This window comes from Actinomadura meridiana (genome assembly GCF_039537545.1).
Classification (GTDB): domain Bacteria; phylum Actinomycetota; class Actinomycetes; order Streptosporangiales; family Streptosporangiaceae; genus Spirillospora; species Spirillospora meridiana.
On record NZ_BAABAS010000021.1, the window covers coordinates 271,990 to 285,927 of the forward strand.

Below are 13,938 nucleotides of genomic sequence, written 5' to 3' on the forward strand. Positions count from 1 at the left end.
TGAATTCCGTCACGCCCGAGCGCGACGGCCCGGGACGGGCGCCCGCCGCGCCCCGGACCGTCGCGTCGCCGCCCCTATCCCGTGCCGGGAAGCGGAGCGCCGGAGGTGAACTTGTTCAGGACGTTCTCGGTGATCCGCGTCATGTCGTTGTTGTAGTTGTTGTGGAAGAACTGGCCGCTCCACACCATCGACGCGGCCGAGAACACGGCCCCGCCGTTCGGGTAGTGGATGAGCGTGATGTCGCCGCGCACCATCGGGTTGGTGTCGCCGCCCTCGAACAGCGCGGAGGTGTTGATCTCCTCGACCACGTGCATGTACTGCTCGCCGAACCGCTGCGACGTGCCGAGCACGATCGCGTTGGCCGGGGTCCCGAGCGCGTAGTCGACGCGGTCGATCTCCTCGCCCATCGGCCCGCCCGGGCTCTGCAAACTCGGCAGGCCGTCGCCGATGCCCTTCTTCTTCGACACGCCTTCGAACACCCAGGCCCCGGCCTCGGTGTAGCTCGCGTCGGAGCGGTCGAACGGCTCGTTGTAGAAGGCGAAGCCGGACGGGTGGCCGAACCCCTGGGCGGAGAACCCGACGCCGAGCAGTTCCTGCGGCGGGGTGCCACGGAACCGCCACAGCCCGCCGTACTCGCCGTCCGTGTTCTGGTAGTACTCGCCGGGCGCCGCCTGCCACGCCTCGGTGCCGTCATGGCGGCGCAGTTCGGTGTAGTTCCTGGTGTTGTCGATGGCGGTGACCCAGTAGAAGCCGTTGCCGCCCAGGTACATCAGCCGTCCGCCGTCGTTCAGCCAGCCCTTGACCGCCTCGAACTCGGTGGTGGCGATGTACTCGGGGTGGGTGCCGGTGATGACCGTCTGGTAGCCGTCGAGGATCTTTCTGCCCTCGCGGTCCACGTCATGGTCGGTGATGTAGTCGACGTTGTACTTCTTCGTCTCCAGCCAGTCGAAGATGTGGGTGTCCGCCTCGAACCCCCACGGGCGACCCTCGCCCTTCGGACCGGTCGCGAGCGAACGCAGGTTCTCGATCGGCCTTCGATGGGTGGAGTAGACGTATCCGCTGCCGTCGGCGTGGTCGGAGTACTGGCTCATGGTGCCGCCGGTCTGGCCGTAGGCCAGATACGTCAGCGTGGGCACCAGCATCGCTATCTTCGCGGTCCGTTTCTTCGGACGAACCACGAATGTGACGTGGTAATCCTTGCCGTCAGCGTTCAGCCTGGCGGCGTAGACACCGCTGCGGGCGTCCTTCGGGACCTTCCAAGTGAACGAGGGCTTCCACGCGGCGTCGCCCAGGTCGTCCTCGTGGAAGTACATCGCCCCCCACTGCTTGGGGTCCTGGTTGTAGTTCATGGTCTTGCGGTCCCAGTCGTGGCTGGTCAGCGCGCGGACCGGGAGGTTCACCGCGCGTCCGTCCAGGCTCCGCGAACCCGTTGAAGACACCCGGTCGCCGGACATGTGCCTGGAGAAGTCCCACGCCGCGGACGGCCGCGCCGACCGGTCGCCCTTGGCGGCGGCGTCCAGTTCACGCTTGCCGAACGCCTTGTCGTACAGGGCGGGTGCTTCGATCTTGCCGTTGTAGAACCCGGCCGGGTGGTCGTCGCCCGAACGGTTCCAGTAGGCGGCCATGAGGAGCGGGTCCTTCGAGTTCCGCAGGTCGCCGCCGATCCGTTTGGTCACGGTCGCGCCCGAGTCGTCCGGGAGCGTCGAGACCGGTCGCTGCGTCACGGTGACCTCGTGGCTCTTCGCGTCGAAAGAGGCCGCGACGAAGTACCAGCCGGAGTTGTTGACGTGCTGCGGACGGACGTTCTTGGAGAAGTACATCTCCGGGCCGCCCATCGCGGGCGCCCAGGGCCGCAGCTTGACCCCGGTCGAGACGGTCTCCGCGCCGATCCGCAGTGCCGTCGCGCCGGTCTCGTCGATGAACAGGCCGTAGCCGCGCTTGTCGGCCTCCGACCACTTCGTGACCAGGCCCTGCGCCCGTGGCGTGCCGACCGGCGTCCGCTTCAACGCGGTCCGGTTGTAGGGCGATCCCGGGATCGTGGACGGGGCGATCCACGCCGTGATGGTGAACCCGTCCTCTGGCCTGAGCCGGCGGCCGTCGGGCACCGTCACGTACGAGCCCAGCGGAAGCCGCTGGTCAACGCCGGGGTAGGTGCGGTTGACCGGGTCGTTGATCACCTGCTCCTTGACGCCGGGCCCCGCGGGGTCGGCGTCGCCGTGGGTGACCCTCACGATGGTGGACGTGAACGTCTTGGCCTTGGTGCTCGCCATGATCTTGACCGACTCCCCGGGCTCGACGCTCAGCCGATCGGGGTAGCCGCTGATGCCGAGGGCGTCCAGCCGCTGCTGCGGAGGCGTCGGCTCGGTGGGAAGGGGTTCGTCGGGGACGTAGTTCACGGGCGCCGCGCCCGGCTTCGGACCACCGGCCGCGTGCGACGGCGCCGACCCCGGAAGGGCCAGCGCCACCAGGACGCCCACGGCCAGCACGGCCGTTCCGTGTCTCGCTCTGGACTCTCTCAAGGGAACCTACCTCGGGACGGGGGATGGGGGGTCGAGGCGTGCGTATGGGACACAAGAGAAAGATCCGTAATGTCCGGGGTATTCAAGGATCTATGGACTGAGAGTCCGTGAAGCGACGAACGAGCGATAGCCCAAGATTCAGGACGGCGTCGAATGGCCGGCTGTGTGCGGCGAGCCCCTCGCCGCGTGCGACGAACGGTCGAATCCTCGCGGCGAATGGCAGACGGGTGGGGCTCGTCTGGCGGCGCGGTCGAGTGAGACTGGTTTCAGCGTGGAGCGGAGACGGACAGGATGAGCAGATGTGATGCCGCCTCCGACAGGTCGGACGCGGCGGTCGCGCTGGCCGTGATGTGGGCTTCGACGGTTTCGACGAACCACGGCGGGGTCGTCGGGTCGTCCCGGAGCCGCCGCGCGAGGGCGCGCAGGCGGGCCGTGGCGTTCTCGACGGCCTTGACGTCGGACAGCAGCAGGGTCGCGGAGTCGGCGACCGAGCGGTGGGCGGGCAAGGCGGCCTCCTAGGCGGGGACGACGGGCGCGCCCGCGTCGCGGCGGAGCGACTGGTGCGGGCTGCTGTGACAGAGGAACGGGCGGGCGCCGTCGAGTCCGAGGGCGCGCAGCATGTCGGCGAGCAGGTGGTCTGCGGCGCCGATGCGCAGCCGGGCTCGCGGCGCCGGATGCAGGCGGTTCGGTCCGTGGGTGTGGACGAGCGAGCGCAACAGGGCGTCCGCCCGCATGGAGTAGAGGACGAGATCGCCCGACGACCACGGGCTGCTTGGCCCGAGCGACCCGGTGAACGTCAGAACTCGGTCGTCCCTGCCACCGACGGTGACGGCGGCGTTCCGCCCGTCCAACCGGATGTGGGTGGGGACCGTGGAAGCGTGTTCGCTCCACAAATTTCGGTGGGCGGAACCCGCCTCGGGTGTGCTCAACGCCGTGGCGACGGTTCGCAGACCCGCGCCGCGCAACTGCGACCGACGCAGCAGGTCCCGCCAGACGCCGACCGGTCGGGGACACCAGGGGTCGTGCACCAGAACACCGAGCGCGATCTCGTGGTGCGGTCCGAGCGTGCTCTCCCGGTGGTCGTAGACGTGTAACACGACCAGCGATCGCAGGCCGACCCGTACCGGAACGACGCCCCCGAACTCACCGAGCACGGCGGCCGCCGACGCGGTGTCGGTCGTGAACCAGGCGGCCAGGGTCGTCGCGTCCGACGTGCGCGCGGGCAACTCCACCGGACCGTCTGGCGTGGGTTCGGAGCGAGAAGCGACCGTCAGGAAGGGAAAGCCTTCCGGACGACGCGCGTCGTCGTAAAGCTGGTAGACGCGACGGTGCACGACTGTTCCGTTGTAGGGCGCGAGTTGTCGTTCGATTTGGGCGCGGGCCTCGGGGAGGGCGTTCTCGATGTCGGCGGCGTACCGTCCGAGGCTGTGGCACTCGGGGAACAGGTGCGTCGGGTCGGCGTAGTCCACGACGTACCAGTCGGGCCGCCGCGCGAAGCAGTTTCCGGCGCCCTGACCGTCCAGACTCGGGACGATGTCGTACCGGTTGGTGACACTGGCGACCCAGGTCGCGGGGTCGGCGGGCTCCTTGAACTCGATCGGCGAACCGATCGCGATGACATGGGTGAGCCGGTGGCGGGCGTTCAGCGCGACGTCCTGGCTCAGGCTCATCACGGCGGCGCCCCCCGCGCTGTGCCCGATGAGGGCGAGGTCGGCACCGGCGGGGATCCGGTAGTCGGCGATCACCCTGGCGAGTGAACGGCTGTAGGGCCCGCTGTTCAGGACGGTGCTGCTGAACGCGCCGAGCAGATCGGCGGGCGAGGTGCCGTCCGGCGCGCCCATCCGCATGCCCGGCGCGAGGAGGACGTACCGCTCGACGTCGTCGGGGCCGCGCACGGTGAGGATCAGCGCGCGGCCGTCCGTCCCGATCGCGTCCAGGTCGCCGAGCAGGCCGAGCAGGGACGCGTCCCGGCAGAACCGCGCGGCCTCATCGGCGGACGGCACGGCGCGCACGGCGGCCCCCCGGCCGTGGTCCAGCCGCGCGATGACCCGGTTGCTCAGCCCGGTCAGCGGGTCGGCGGTCGCGGCGCCCATGCCGGTGGCGATGAGCCAGGCGGTGTGGTCGTTCAGCGGGTTGCGGTCGAGCAGCGCGCGCAGCGCGAGGACCTCGCTGAAGACGGGCGACACGGCGGTGATCGCGCCCGCCGCGCCCCGGTCGGCGACCAGGTCGCGCAGCGCCCCGATCACCCCGGCCCGGCCCTCGCTGGCCGCCTCGATCAGCCGGTGGACGAGGGGGTCCTCGGTGAGGGCGGGCTCGGTGCGGGCGACGGCGGCGATCCGCAGCCGCAGCGAGGTGGTCATGACCGCGACGGGCAGGCTGGCCGTCCCGGCGATCCCGCCGAGCTTGGCGCCGAGGACGCCCAGCACCCCGCCGGACGGGGCCCAGCCGAGCCCGGCGGGATTGGTGATGGCACGGGCCAGCGACCGCTGCGCGCGCCATCCCGCGCCCGGCGCCCGGCACGCGGCGGCGGTGACCCGCGGATCGGCGAGCGCGGCCGTGGCGTGGGCGGACGCCTCGCGGAGCGTGTGCGCGATCTCGGCGAGTTCCCGGGCGGCGGACGGCAGCCCCGGCTCGACGGGTCCGTCGTCGAGCCTGCCGTCGGGTTCGTCGTACGGTCCGTCGTGCGCGGTCATCGGGGCGCTCCTCGCCACGTCATGCTCACGGACCGGGGGCGCGGGTCCTCCGGGGTGTTGCGGGCGAGCACGTCACCGATCGTGCGGGTCTCGGCGATCACCCGCATGCCGGTGCGGGTGAAGGTCGCGGCGGTCAGCACCCGGGGCGCCAGCAACGGGTTGGTGAGCGCCTGCGAGAACGCGTCGATCGCGATGATCTTGGTGAGCAGCGGCGGCAGGACGGCGGCGGGCGATCCGGGCTCCTCGGCGAACAGGCCGACGTACAGCTCCAGGTCGTCGACGCTACGGTACCGGTCGGACAGCGCGTCCAGCACACGCGGATCGCCCGAGACCTGGCCGAAGTCGCGCGCCCTGGGGAAACGGCAGTGGGCCCGATAGTCGTTGTACGAGGCTAGGCCGAGGGTGCGGGCGTCGGCTATCGAGGACAGTTCGACCGGGCGCAGAAGCGGATCGGTGTTGAACAGGCCGATGCGTCCGGCGCGCTGCTCGGAGGCGTCCTCGAAAACCCGTCCGAGACCGGGGCCGGGGAGCAGGGCGGCGCCGAACAGCGTCCGGGCGAGGGGCAGCTCGGTGTCGCCGACGACCAGGCTGGACGGGACGAGGCTGTGCCACCGGTACACCAGGTTGAACTCGACCGACGCCCAGTTCTGACGCTGCCAGGGCGCGTGCCGCAAGGTCCGGCTGAGGCGCGGGTCGAGCAGGAACCGGAAATGGTACGGCGCGATGTGGTTGATGTACTCCTCGACGACCAGCCGGACGACCTCGACGATGACGATGTTGCGGGCGGTCTGGAAGAGGCGCTCGTCGTCCCAGTCGGGGTTCTCGTTCGCGAGGATCCGGGCGACCCGGTTGTGTTCGCGCAGGAACAGCACCGTCATCATCGTGAAGCCGACCTGGACGTTGCCACGGTCGCCGCCGGTAGCGAAGAGGGTGTCGCGCTGCGCGTCGGTGAGCTGCTCCATGCGTACTGCCGTCAGCACCGAGAATTCGGGCTTGACCTTGCCGTTCTCGCAGAGGTAGGGCGGGAACTCGCCACCGTTGATGAGCTGGCTCTTGAGTAGGCCACCCTGGTGGGCGCGGACGGCGTCGGTCGCCTCGGCGTTCAGCCCGTACACCGGGTTGAGGTCGACTTCGTGGTTGGACGTGCTGCGGCGCGGGTCACGGGGCTCGGTCGACTCCCCGCGCAGGAACCCGTCGGTGAACCACTGCGCGAAGTAAGCGAAAAGAACGGTGGACCGGGGGCAGAGAATCATCTCGCCGTCGCGGTCGAACAGGTCGGCGGCACGCTCCACCGTCGGGCGCCCGACCTCCTGGTTGGGGGCGGGCGGCAGGTGGCGTCCGCTGTAGGTGCGGTCGGTCAGCGACGACCAGGACGTGTACGGCGCCATGGTGCTCAGCGGTTCGGGACGCGGCGGCATCTCCCGGACGGCCTGGTCGATCAGGGTGGCGTTGACTCGGCGGCGCAGCGCGGTGGAGCTCTCGACCAGCCGCCATAACGGCCCGCCGCTGGTGAGCGCGAGGTAACGCAGTCGGTTGCGGGCCCCGTCCGAGGCGAAGCCACGGGCGCTCTTTCTGGCCTCTCGCACGGTCATGCCCCCTCGCGTGCCGGAGTGTCGAACCGCAGGGTGAAACAGTCGGGGAAGACGTCCCGGTCGCGGCGGACGTCCCCACCGGCGCGCAGTCCGGGCCGCAGCATGACCCGGCGGACGGTCTCGGCGATCACGACCCGTCCCGGGTGGACGCCGAGGCAGGCGTGCGGCCCGTGCCCGAAATGCATCCAGGCGTGTTCGGGACGATCGGTCAGGAAGGCGGCGGGGTTCTCGACGGCCGCCGCGTCGAACATGGCGGACGCGACCGCGGCCAGGACCGGACGTCCCGCCGGGACGGTCGCCCCGCTCGGCAGCGCGTGGTCGCGCTCGCAGAAGCGAATGATCATCTTCAGGAAGGGATCGAACCGCAGAGTCTCCCAGACATAACGGTCGAACCGCTCGGGATCGCTTGCCGCCGCGGCGGCCTCGGCGTGCAGACCTGGCTGCCCCAGCAGCAGGGACACCACGTTCGTCATCGACCCGGCCGCGTTCTCGACGAACCCCAGCAGCGTCCCGGCGACGTTGACCGCGACGCGCTCGTCGTCGAAACCGAGTTCTTCCGGCAGCCGGGCACGCACCAGCCGACCGAGCACGTCGGTGCCATCGGGTGCGGCCCGCCGCTCGGCGACCAGGTCGCGCAGGTAGGCCATCATCTCCGCGCCCGCGGCGACCGACGCGGCCCGCACGCTCGGCTCGCCGACCAGGTTGGCGGTCACGTCGGTCATGACGGCCCGCGACCAGCGGGACAGCGTCTCCTCGTCCGGCCCGGGGAAACCGAAGTAACGGGCGCAGACCTTCAGCGGAACGCCCCGGAACAGGTGGCGGACGGCGTCCAGCTCTCCATCGGCCTCGTCCAGCGCCTGCTCGGCGAGTTCTCCCGTGAGCGCGCGGACGGCGGGGACGTCCTCCATCGCGAGCACGGCCTGCATCAGGCCCTTCTCGCGCCAGTTCAGGGGCGTCTCGTCGCGGGTCAGCATGTTCGGCGCGCCGAGCGCGGCCTCCATCGACGGCCGGTACGTGCGCACGGTGAACGACTCCGGCCTGGACAGCACCTCGACGACGTCGGCATGGCGGGTGACCAGCGTGAAGGCCGGGGCGGCGAGGACGGGGCGGTCGGCGCGAAGCTCGGCGAACAGATCCCGCCAATCGGTGCGTAACCACCCGGCCAGCCGGGCCTGCGCGGCCGCCGGATCGGCCTGGACGAGCCTGTCGTAGGCGGCGAGATACCCATCAGGTCGCATGGCATCAACTCCGAACTCATGACCGACCGGACCCAGAGAGTAAGGGATCACCGACGCTCAGAGGTTTGCCACTTTCAGTAGTTAAGTAGATTCAATCGGTGATTGTTGCCTAACCGTCAGGCCACTGCCAGCCGCCATATCCGCGCAGTTCAATGGGGGCCGACCTACGGGGAGGGAACGATGGGGGAGACGGTCCGGGTGTCCGAGCCGCGCAGGCACGCCTACCTGGTCGTTCTGGTCGTCCTGCCTCCCATTGTCCTGATCGCCGCCGTGGCGGTCGCCTGGGGGCGCGCGATCGGGCCGCTCGACGTCCTGCTCGCCCTGGTCATGTACGCCGTGAACATCTTCGGCATCAGCGTCGGCTATCACCGCCTGCTGACGCACCGCTCGTTTCGTTGTTCGCGTCCCGTCCGGATGACGTTCGCCCTGGCAGGCGCGATGGCCCTCCAGGGGCCGCCCACGCTGTGGGCCGCCGAACACCGCAGACACCACAAGTACTCCGACAAACCGGGCGACCCGCACTCGCCCTGGGCCTACGGCGACTCCGGCTTCGCCCTGCTGCGCGGCCTGCTGCACGCCCAGGTCGGCTGGTTCTACAGCGCCAGGCACCGCTCCGACCACGAGCACTGGGCGCCTGACCTGCGGAGCGACCCCGACATCCGCCGCGTGGACGCCGCCTATCCGGTGATCACGGCCGCGTCCTTCCTGTTACCGGCCGCGGCGGGCGGTCTGCTCTCCTGGTCGTGGGCGGGTTTCTGGACGGCCCTCTTCTGGGCGGGCCTGGTTCGCTACGCGATCGTCCACCACGCCACCTGGTCGGTGAACTCGATCGCGCACTGTTTCGGCGACCGGGCCTTCTCCACCCGTGACCGCTCCACGAACGTCCGCTGGGTGGCGTTCCTGACGTTCGGCGAGGGCTGGCACAACTGGCACCACGTCGAACCGACCAGCGCTCGCCATGGCGTCCTCAAAGGCCAGTTCGATCCCAGCGCCACGCTGATCCGCCTGCTCGAACGAATGGGCTGGGCCTACGACGTGCACTGGCCGTCCCCGGCCCGGATCGAAACGCAGGCGAACCGCCACCGAACAGAAAACGGGCAAGAAGACCCTTCCCGCACGGAGCGCCGCATCCGGACCCGGCGCTGAGCCAACCACCGGCGGACATGGGACGTCCCTTATAGCAATCGATGTCACTTTCCGCGATGGAGGTCCGAGATGCGCGCATTATTTGGGGGACTGCTGGCACTCGTCCTGTCAGCCGCCCTCGTCGGGGTGGTCGGCACACCGGCGTCGGCCGCGTGCGACACCGCCTGGGGATCGCAGCAGAAGGGAACGCTGCACAACTACGCGGAGGGCCCCCTTGAGCGGGTCCGCACCGGCCGCCAGAGCTGTTACGACCGGCTCGTCGTCGAAGTGGCCGGTTCGGGCTTCGGTTACCTCGTCGGTTATGTCGACGAGGTCGTCCAGGAGGGCTCGGGCAAGCCGGTTCCGCTGCGCGGCGGCGCCAAGCTGCGGGTCATCGTCCAGGCGGCCGCCGCCACGGGCTTCCCCGCCACCTCACCCGAACTCGCCAACGTCAGCGGGTACACCACGTTCCGGCAGGTGGCCGGTGCGGCTTCCTTCGAGAGCCAGACGACGATCGGCCTGGGCGTACGGGCACGCCTGCCGTTCCGCGTCCTGACGCTCCCGCGCGACGGCGGCGGCACGCGCCTGGTCATCGACGTGGCCCACACCTGGTAGCCCCGGCTAGGTCACGGCTTCCAGCGGAAGGTCGCTACCGCGCCAGCTGGCCGCCAGTTCCTGCACCGGCACGTCGAGCGCCTCCCCGAGACGGACGATCGTGCCGAACCCCGGGGAGGGCAGCCGTCCGGTCTCGATCTTGCGCAGCGTCTCCGGCGAGATCCCGGCCGCCCGCGCGACCTCCGCGAGGTCGCGTCCCGCCCGCGCGTGCCGCAGCAGGGCACCGAGACGCCGACCGGCCTCGATCTGTTCGGGCGTGAGCGGTTGGCGGACCATGCCCCCAGGGTAGGACTGGTATTTCTATACCGTCAAGGCTAAAGTGCCCGGTATAGAAATACCAGCACCCTGTGGACATGAGGTACCCGTGATCGAACTGAAGACGCCCGCGGAGATCCAGCGCATGCACGTGGCCGGACGTTTCGTCGCCGACGTGCTCTCCGAGGTCCGCGAACTCGCCGCGGTGGGCGTCAACCTCCTCGACCTGGAACACCACGCCCGCGCCATGATCAAGCGACGCGGCGCGACGTCGTGCTACTGGGACTACGCGCCGTCCTTCGGCAACGGCCCGTTCCGCAACGTCATCTGCCTGTCGGTCAACGACGCCGTCCTGCACGGGCTGCCCCACGACTACGTCCTGCGCGACGGCGACGTCCTCAGCGCGGACCTGGCGCTCGGCATCGACGGCTGGGTGGCCGACTCCGCGTGCACCGTCATCGTCGGAACCCCGGCCGAGGAAGACCTGCGCATAGTCCGCGCCACCGAGGAGGCACTCGAAGCCGCGATCGACATGGCCCGCCCGGGCAACCGCCTGGGCGACATCTCCGCCGCGATCCTCGCGGTGGCCACCGACTACGGCTACCCGGTCAACGACGAGTTCGGCGGCCACGGCCTGGGCCGCTCAATGCACGAACAACCCCACGTCTCGAACCGCGGCAGAGCGGGCCGCGGCCTCAAACTCCGCCCCGGCCTGACCCTCGCCCTGGAACCCTGGCTCGCCCGCACAACCGACCGCATCATCTACGACCCCGACGGCTGGACCATCCGCTCAGCCGACGGCTCCCGCACAGCCCACTCCGAACACACGGTGGCCATCACCGAAGACGCCCCCCTGGTCCTGACCCGCCGCACCCCGTAACCACCGGTGGACAGGAGGCTCAGTGCTTCCTGTGAGGGGGTGTCGGGCTCGGGGGTGTAGGCGATGAGGCGTTGGCCCGAGGTGCCGGGGATGACGAGGTTCTCGAAGCTGGGTTCCATCGCGCCGACCATGGGGTGGAGCAGGTGTTTCACACCGGAGGTGCAGGTGCGCACCGGGTGGCGGGCCCAGAGTGAGGCGAACTCGTCGCAGTTCATGGTCACGGGCGGCACCACGGCCCCGCGGGTCATCGGACGGATCGGCAGCAAGCGGACGCTGATCGTCGGCGGACTCCTCCAGACCGTGTCCACCGCGGCCCTGCTCGGCCTCGGCGCCGACCGCTCCTGGATGTGGCTGATGCTCGTCGCCAGCTTCGTCGGCGGCGTCGGCAACATGCTGGTCATCGTGGCGTTCATGGTCACCGCCACCTCGGGTCTCGCGGACCGCGAACAGGGCCTGGCCACCGGCCTCGCCACCATGACGCAGCAGGTCGGCATCACGATGGGCACGCCGATCATGAGCTCCGTCGCCACCGCCGCCATGGTCGGCACCGGGGCCTCGGCCGTCCTCGGCGGACTGCGCGTCGCGATCGCGGCTAACGCGGCGATCGTGCTTCTCGGTGTCCTTACCAGCGCGTTTTTCCTGCGGGATCCCCGCTCCACCGCGCCTTCGGACGATACGGGTGAACAAGGCGAGAAAAATGCCACTGGTCTACTTGATTCAACCGTAAACTAATAGGAAACTTACCTATCGATTGGCACGTTCTAGCTTCCCACCCCCAAGGAACAGCCATGTCTCTCGATACCCGCCTGCGGCCTTCGCCTTCCCTGGCCCCTGCGCACCCCGCCCGTTACGCCCTCGCGATCGGACGAATCCTGCTCGGCTGGATCTTCCTCTGGGCGTTCGTCGACAAGCTCTTCGGACTGGGCAAGCCCACCGAGAGCGGTTGGCTGTCGGGCACCTCACCGTCCAAGGGCTTCCTCAGCCACGCCGACGGCCCGTTCAAGGAGATCTTCCACTCGATGGCCGGCCAGCTGTGGGTCGACACCCTGTTCATGCTGGGCCTCGGCGGTCTCGGCGTCGCGCTCACCCTCGGGATCTGCCTCCGCGTCGCCGCCGTCGGCGGAACCATCCTCCTCACCATGCTGTGGGCCGCGTCCCTCTGGCCGGACAGCAACCCGTTCATGGACCAGCACTGGATCTACGCGGCCCTGCTGATCTCCGCCGCCCTCGCCGACGCCGGCACCACCTTCGGCTTCGGCAGAACCTGGGCCCGCCTCCCCCTGGTCCGCCGCTACCCCATCCTCCGCTGACGACGACGGGCCGAACGCCAACGCCGACAGCCGTTTATCGGCACGGCGTTCGGCCCAATTCATAACCTGGGCTCGCTCCCCTTTCCATGGCATTCGAAAGGACGGATCGACGATCTTGGACGCGCCGGACGGCGCCGCCCAGAAAAACGCCGCCGCGCAGCAGCCGGTGCCCGGTGTCGCCGCTGACGCGTTCGGCGATCGGCACCGCGTCTGCCCCCGCGCCGCCTTGGAACGGCACACCACCGTCCCACCCCGCCCGACCCCCACCACCCACCGCCACCGCGAACACTCCTCACCCCGCATGATCACGCGGTGATGAGTTCTCGCGCCCGAACCCGTCATACCTGCTGACAGCACATGACGAGTGGGAAGGATGAGGTGATGGGTGCGAACAGGGAGCTGGACGTGAGCGGCCTGAGTGAGGTCGACGAGCCGGCGTTCACAGGTCTGGCGGAGCGGCACCGGCGGGAGCTGCATGTGCACTGCTACCGGATGCACGGGTCGTTCGAGGACGCCGAGGACACCGTCCAGGAGACGTACCTGCGCGCCTGGCGGCGGCGCGAGACCTACGAGGGACGGTCGACGTTCCGGGCCTGGCTGTACCGGATCGCCACCAACGCCTGCCTGGACCTGCTCGCCAAACGCCGTCCGGAGCCCGCGACCGGCGGCGAGGTGCTGTGGTTGCGGCCCTACCCGGACTGCCTGCTGGACGAGTTGCCCACGGCCGACGCCGACGAGCCGGAGGCACTCGCCGTCGCGCGGGAGACGATCGAACTGGCGTACCTGGTCGCGGTCCAGCACCTCGCGCCGCGCCCCCGGGCCGTGCTGATCCTGCGGGACGTGCTCGGCTGGCCCGCCAAGGACGTCGCGGAGCTTCTCGGCGACTCGGTCAACTCGGTCAACAGCGCGTTGCAGCGGGCCCGCGCCGGGCCTGTACGTCGGCCGCGACACGGTGGTGAACGGCTGGGTCGAGGGCGGCTTCGAGGGCCTTCACCACCTTCGGGGCGTCCTGACCCACGTGAACCGGCAGCCCGCCGTCGCCTTCTACCAACTGCGCGAGCCCGAGGGCGCGTACGTCCCGATGACGATCGACGTCCTGCGCGTCACGGGCGGCTCGATCACCGAGATCATCACGTTTCACGACGACCAGTTCCCACGCCTCGGCCTCCCAGAAACCCTCCCGCCCGACGCGTAGCCCCGCACGGCAAGGGTCAGCGCCGTAGGTAGTTGCGCAGGGCGGCGATGCATGCGGTTTGGCGGGTGGTGTCGCGTGGAAACCGGCGGCGGCATTCGTCGCGGACCCACGCCGGTGTCCGAGGCGCCCGATGCGGCCGGTGAGTCCGGGGACGGGGGCCGAGGCTGGGACGCCGCCGCTTGCCGGGCGCCTTGGTCCGTCTGGAGTGATGCTGGGCCGCACTTGGCGGTTCGGGCTGCCGGGTGGTGGGCTCCCGCGAGGGAGCGGGCGGAACCTTGCTCTGGGGAGACCAAGCTGGAGAGGTACCGTGCGGCTGGCATCCTTCCCTTCGAGGAGGGCGGCGGCCCGAATGGGACACTGATGTACACCGACGACCGTGACGGAGTGGACGAGCCAAATGGACCGAGCTTGCACGCAAGGTAATCGGTGCCGTCGGGGCAGCGCCTTCGGCTCCGAAGAAGAAGGTCAAGAAGATGCCTCCCGGCAAGCGTTCCTGATGCGCATCCTCCACTGACC

14 protein-coding genes are annotated in these 13,938 nt (G+C 69.9%); 7 read left to right on the forward strand and 7 right to left on the reverse strand.

Annotated elements, in window-relative coordinates:
* Positions 1 to 74: 74 nt before the first annotated feature.
* The 5 genes from ABD808_RS31060 to ABD808_RS31080 all read right to left on the reverse strand — a co-directional run bounded on the left by ABD808_RS31060 (position 75) and on the right by ABD808_RS31080 (position 8,042).
* On the reverse strand, positions 75 to 2,519 hold the full coding sequence (locus tag ABD808_RS31060) for a N,N-dimethylformamidase beta subunit family domain-containing protein (RefSeq protein WP_344904302.1): 2,445 nt from the start codon (positions 2,517 to 2,519) through the stop codon (positions 75 to 77).
* Positions 2,520 to 2,785: 266 nt separating this feature from the next.
* Positions 2,786 to 3,025, reverse strand: coding sequence for a hypothetical protein (locus ABD808_RS31065; RefSeq protein WP_344904305.1), 240 nt, complete (start codon positions 3,023 to 3,025; stop codon positions 2,786 to 2,788).
* Between the two features lie 9 nt (positions 3,026 to 3,034).
* Complete coding sequence (locus ABD808_RS31070) at positions 3,035 to 5,212, reverse strand: alpha/beta hydrolase family protein (protein WP_344904308.1); 2,178 nt, start codon at positions 5,210 to 5,212, stop codon at positions 3,035 to 3,037.
* Entirely contained in the window at positions 5,209 to 6,804 is a 1,596-nt protein-coding gene (locus ABD808_RS31075) for a peroxidase family protein (RefSeq protein WP_344904311.1), read from the reverse strand. Before ABD808_RS31075 ends, ABD808_RS31070 begins: the two co-directional genes overlap by 4 nt.
* Positions 6,801 to 8,042 (reverse strand): cytochrome P450, encoded by a 1,242-nt coding sequence (locus ABD808_RS31080; protein WP_344904314.1) that lies wholly within the window; start codon positions 8,040 to 8,042, stop codon positions 6,801 to 6,803. The genes ABD808_RS31075 and ABD808_RS31080 overlap by 4 nt, the downstream gene beginning before the upstream one ends.
* A 180-nt stretch (positions 8,043 to 8,222) precedes the next feature.
* Between ABD808_RS31080 and ABD808_RS31085 the strand changes: the two genes are divergently transcribed.
* Positions 8,223 to 9,188 carry an acyl-CoA desaturase gene (locus ABD808_RS31085; RefSeq protein WP_344904316.1) on the forward strand — a complete coding sequence of 322 codons (966 nt, stop codon included), beginning with the start codon at positions 8,223 to 8,225 and terminating at the stop codon, positions 9,186 to 9,188.
* Positions 9,189 to 9,257: 69 nt separating this feature from the next.
* On the forward strand, positions 9,258 to 9,782 hold the full coding sequence (locus ABD808_RS31090) for an AMIN-like domain-containing (lipo)protein (RefSeq protein ID WP_344904319.1): 525 nt from the start codon (positions 9,258 to 9,260) through the stop codon (positions 9,780 to 9,782).
* A 6-nt stretch (positions 9,783 to 9,788) separates the two neighbouring features.
* Here ABD808_RS31090 and ABD808_RS31095 read toward each other — a convergent pair whose 3' ends face one another.
* Positions 9,789 to 10,058 carry a helix-turn-helix domain-containing protein gene (locus ABD808_RS31095; RefSeq protein ID WP_344904321.1) on the reverse strand — a complete coding sequence of 90 codons (270 nt, stop codon included), beginning with the start codon at positions 10,056 to 10,058 and terminating at the stop codon, positions 9,789 to 9,791.
* Positions 10,059 to 10,146: 88 nt separating this feature from the next.
* Between ABD808_RS31095 and map the strand changes: the two genes are divergently transcribed.
* Positions 10,147 to 10,917: a type I methionyl aminopeptidase gene (gene map / locus ABD808_RS31100; RefSeq protein WP_344904324.1), complete on the forward strand. Its 771-nt coding sequence runs from the start codon at positions 10,147 to 10,149 to the stop codon at positions 10,915 to 10,917.
* Here the strand turns inward: map and ABD808_RS38690 are convergent.
* The gene (locus ABD808_RS38690) at positions 10,800 to 11,090 is read right to left on the reverse strand and encodes an MmyB family transcriptional regulator (protein ID WP_425548998.1); all 291 of its coding nucleotides are present in this window, start codon (positions 11,088 to 11,090) and stop codon (positions 10,800 to 10,802) included. The two genes, map and ABD808_RS38690, sit on opposite strands and share 118 nt — an antisense overlap.
* On the opposite strand from ABD808_RS38690, the gene ABD808_RS31105 reads away from it, so the two are divergent.
* From ABD808_RS31105 to ABD808_RS31120, 4 genes are all read left to right on the forward strand, one after another.
* The gene (locus ABD808_RS31105; protein WP_344904326.1) at positions 11,008 to 11,649 is read left to right on the forward strand and encodes an MFS transporter; all 642 of its coding nucleotides are present in this window, start codon (positions 11,008 to 11,010) and stop codon (positions 11,647 to 11,649) included. The genes ABD808_RS38690 and ABD808_RS31105 overlap by 83 nt on opposite strands.
* A 56-nt stretch (positions 11,650 to 11,705) precedes the next feature.
* The gene (locus ABD808_RS31110; RefSeq protein WP_344904329.1) at positions 11,706 to 12,227 is read left to right on the forward strand and encodes a hypothetical protein; all 522 of its coding nucleotides are present in this window, start codon (positions 11,706 to 11,708) and stop codon (positions 12,225 to 12,227) included.
* Between the two features lie 115 nt (positions 12,228 to 12,342).
* Entirely contained in the window at positions 12,343 to 12,543 is a 201-nt protein-coding gene (locus tag ABD808_RS31115) for a hypothetical protein (RefSeq protein ID WP_344904332.1), read from the forward strand.
* Between the two features lie 65 nt (positions 12,544 to 12,608).
* Complete coding sequence (locus ABD808_RS31120) at positions 12,609 to 13,454, forward strand: sigma-70 family RNA polymerase sigma factor (protein WP_344904336.1); 846 nt, start codon at positions 12,609 to 12,611, stop codon at positions 13,452 to 13,454.
* The last annotated feature ends 484 nt before the right edge of the window (positions 13,455 to 13,938 follow it).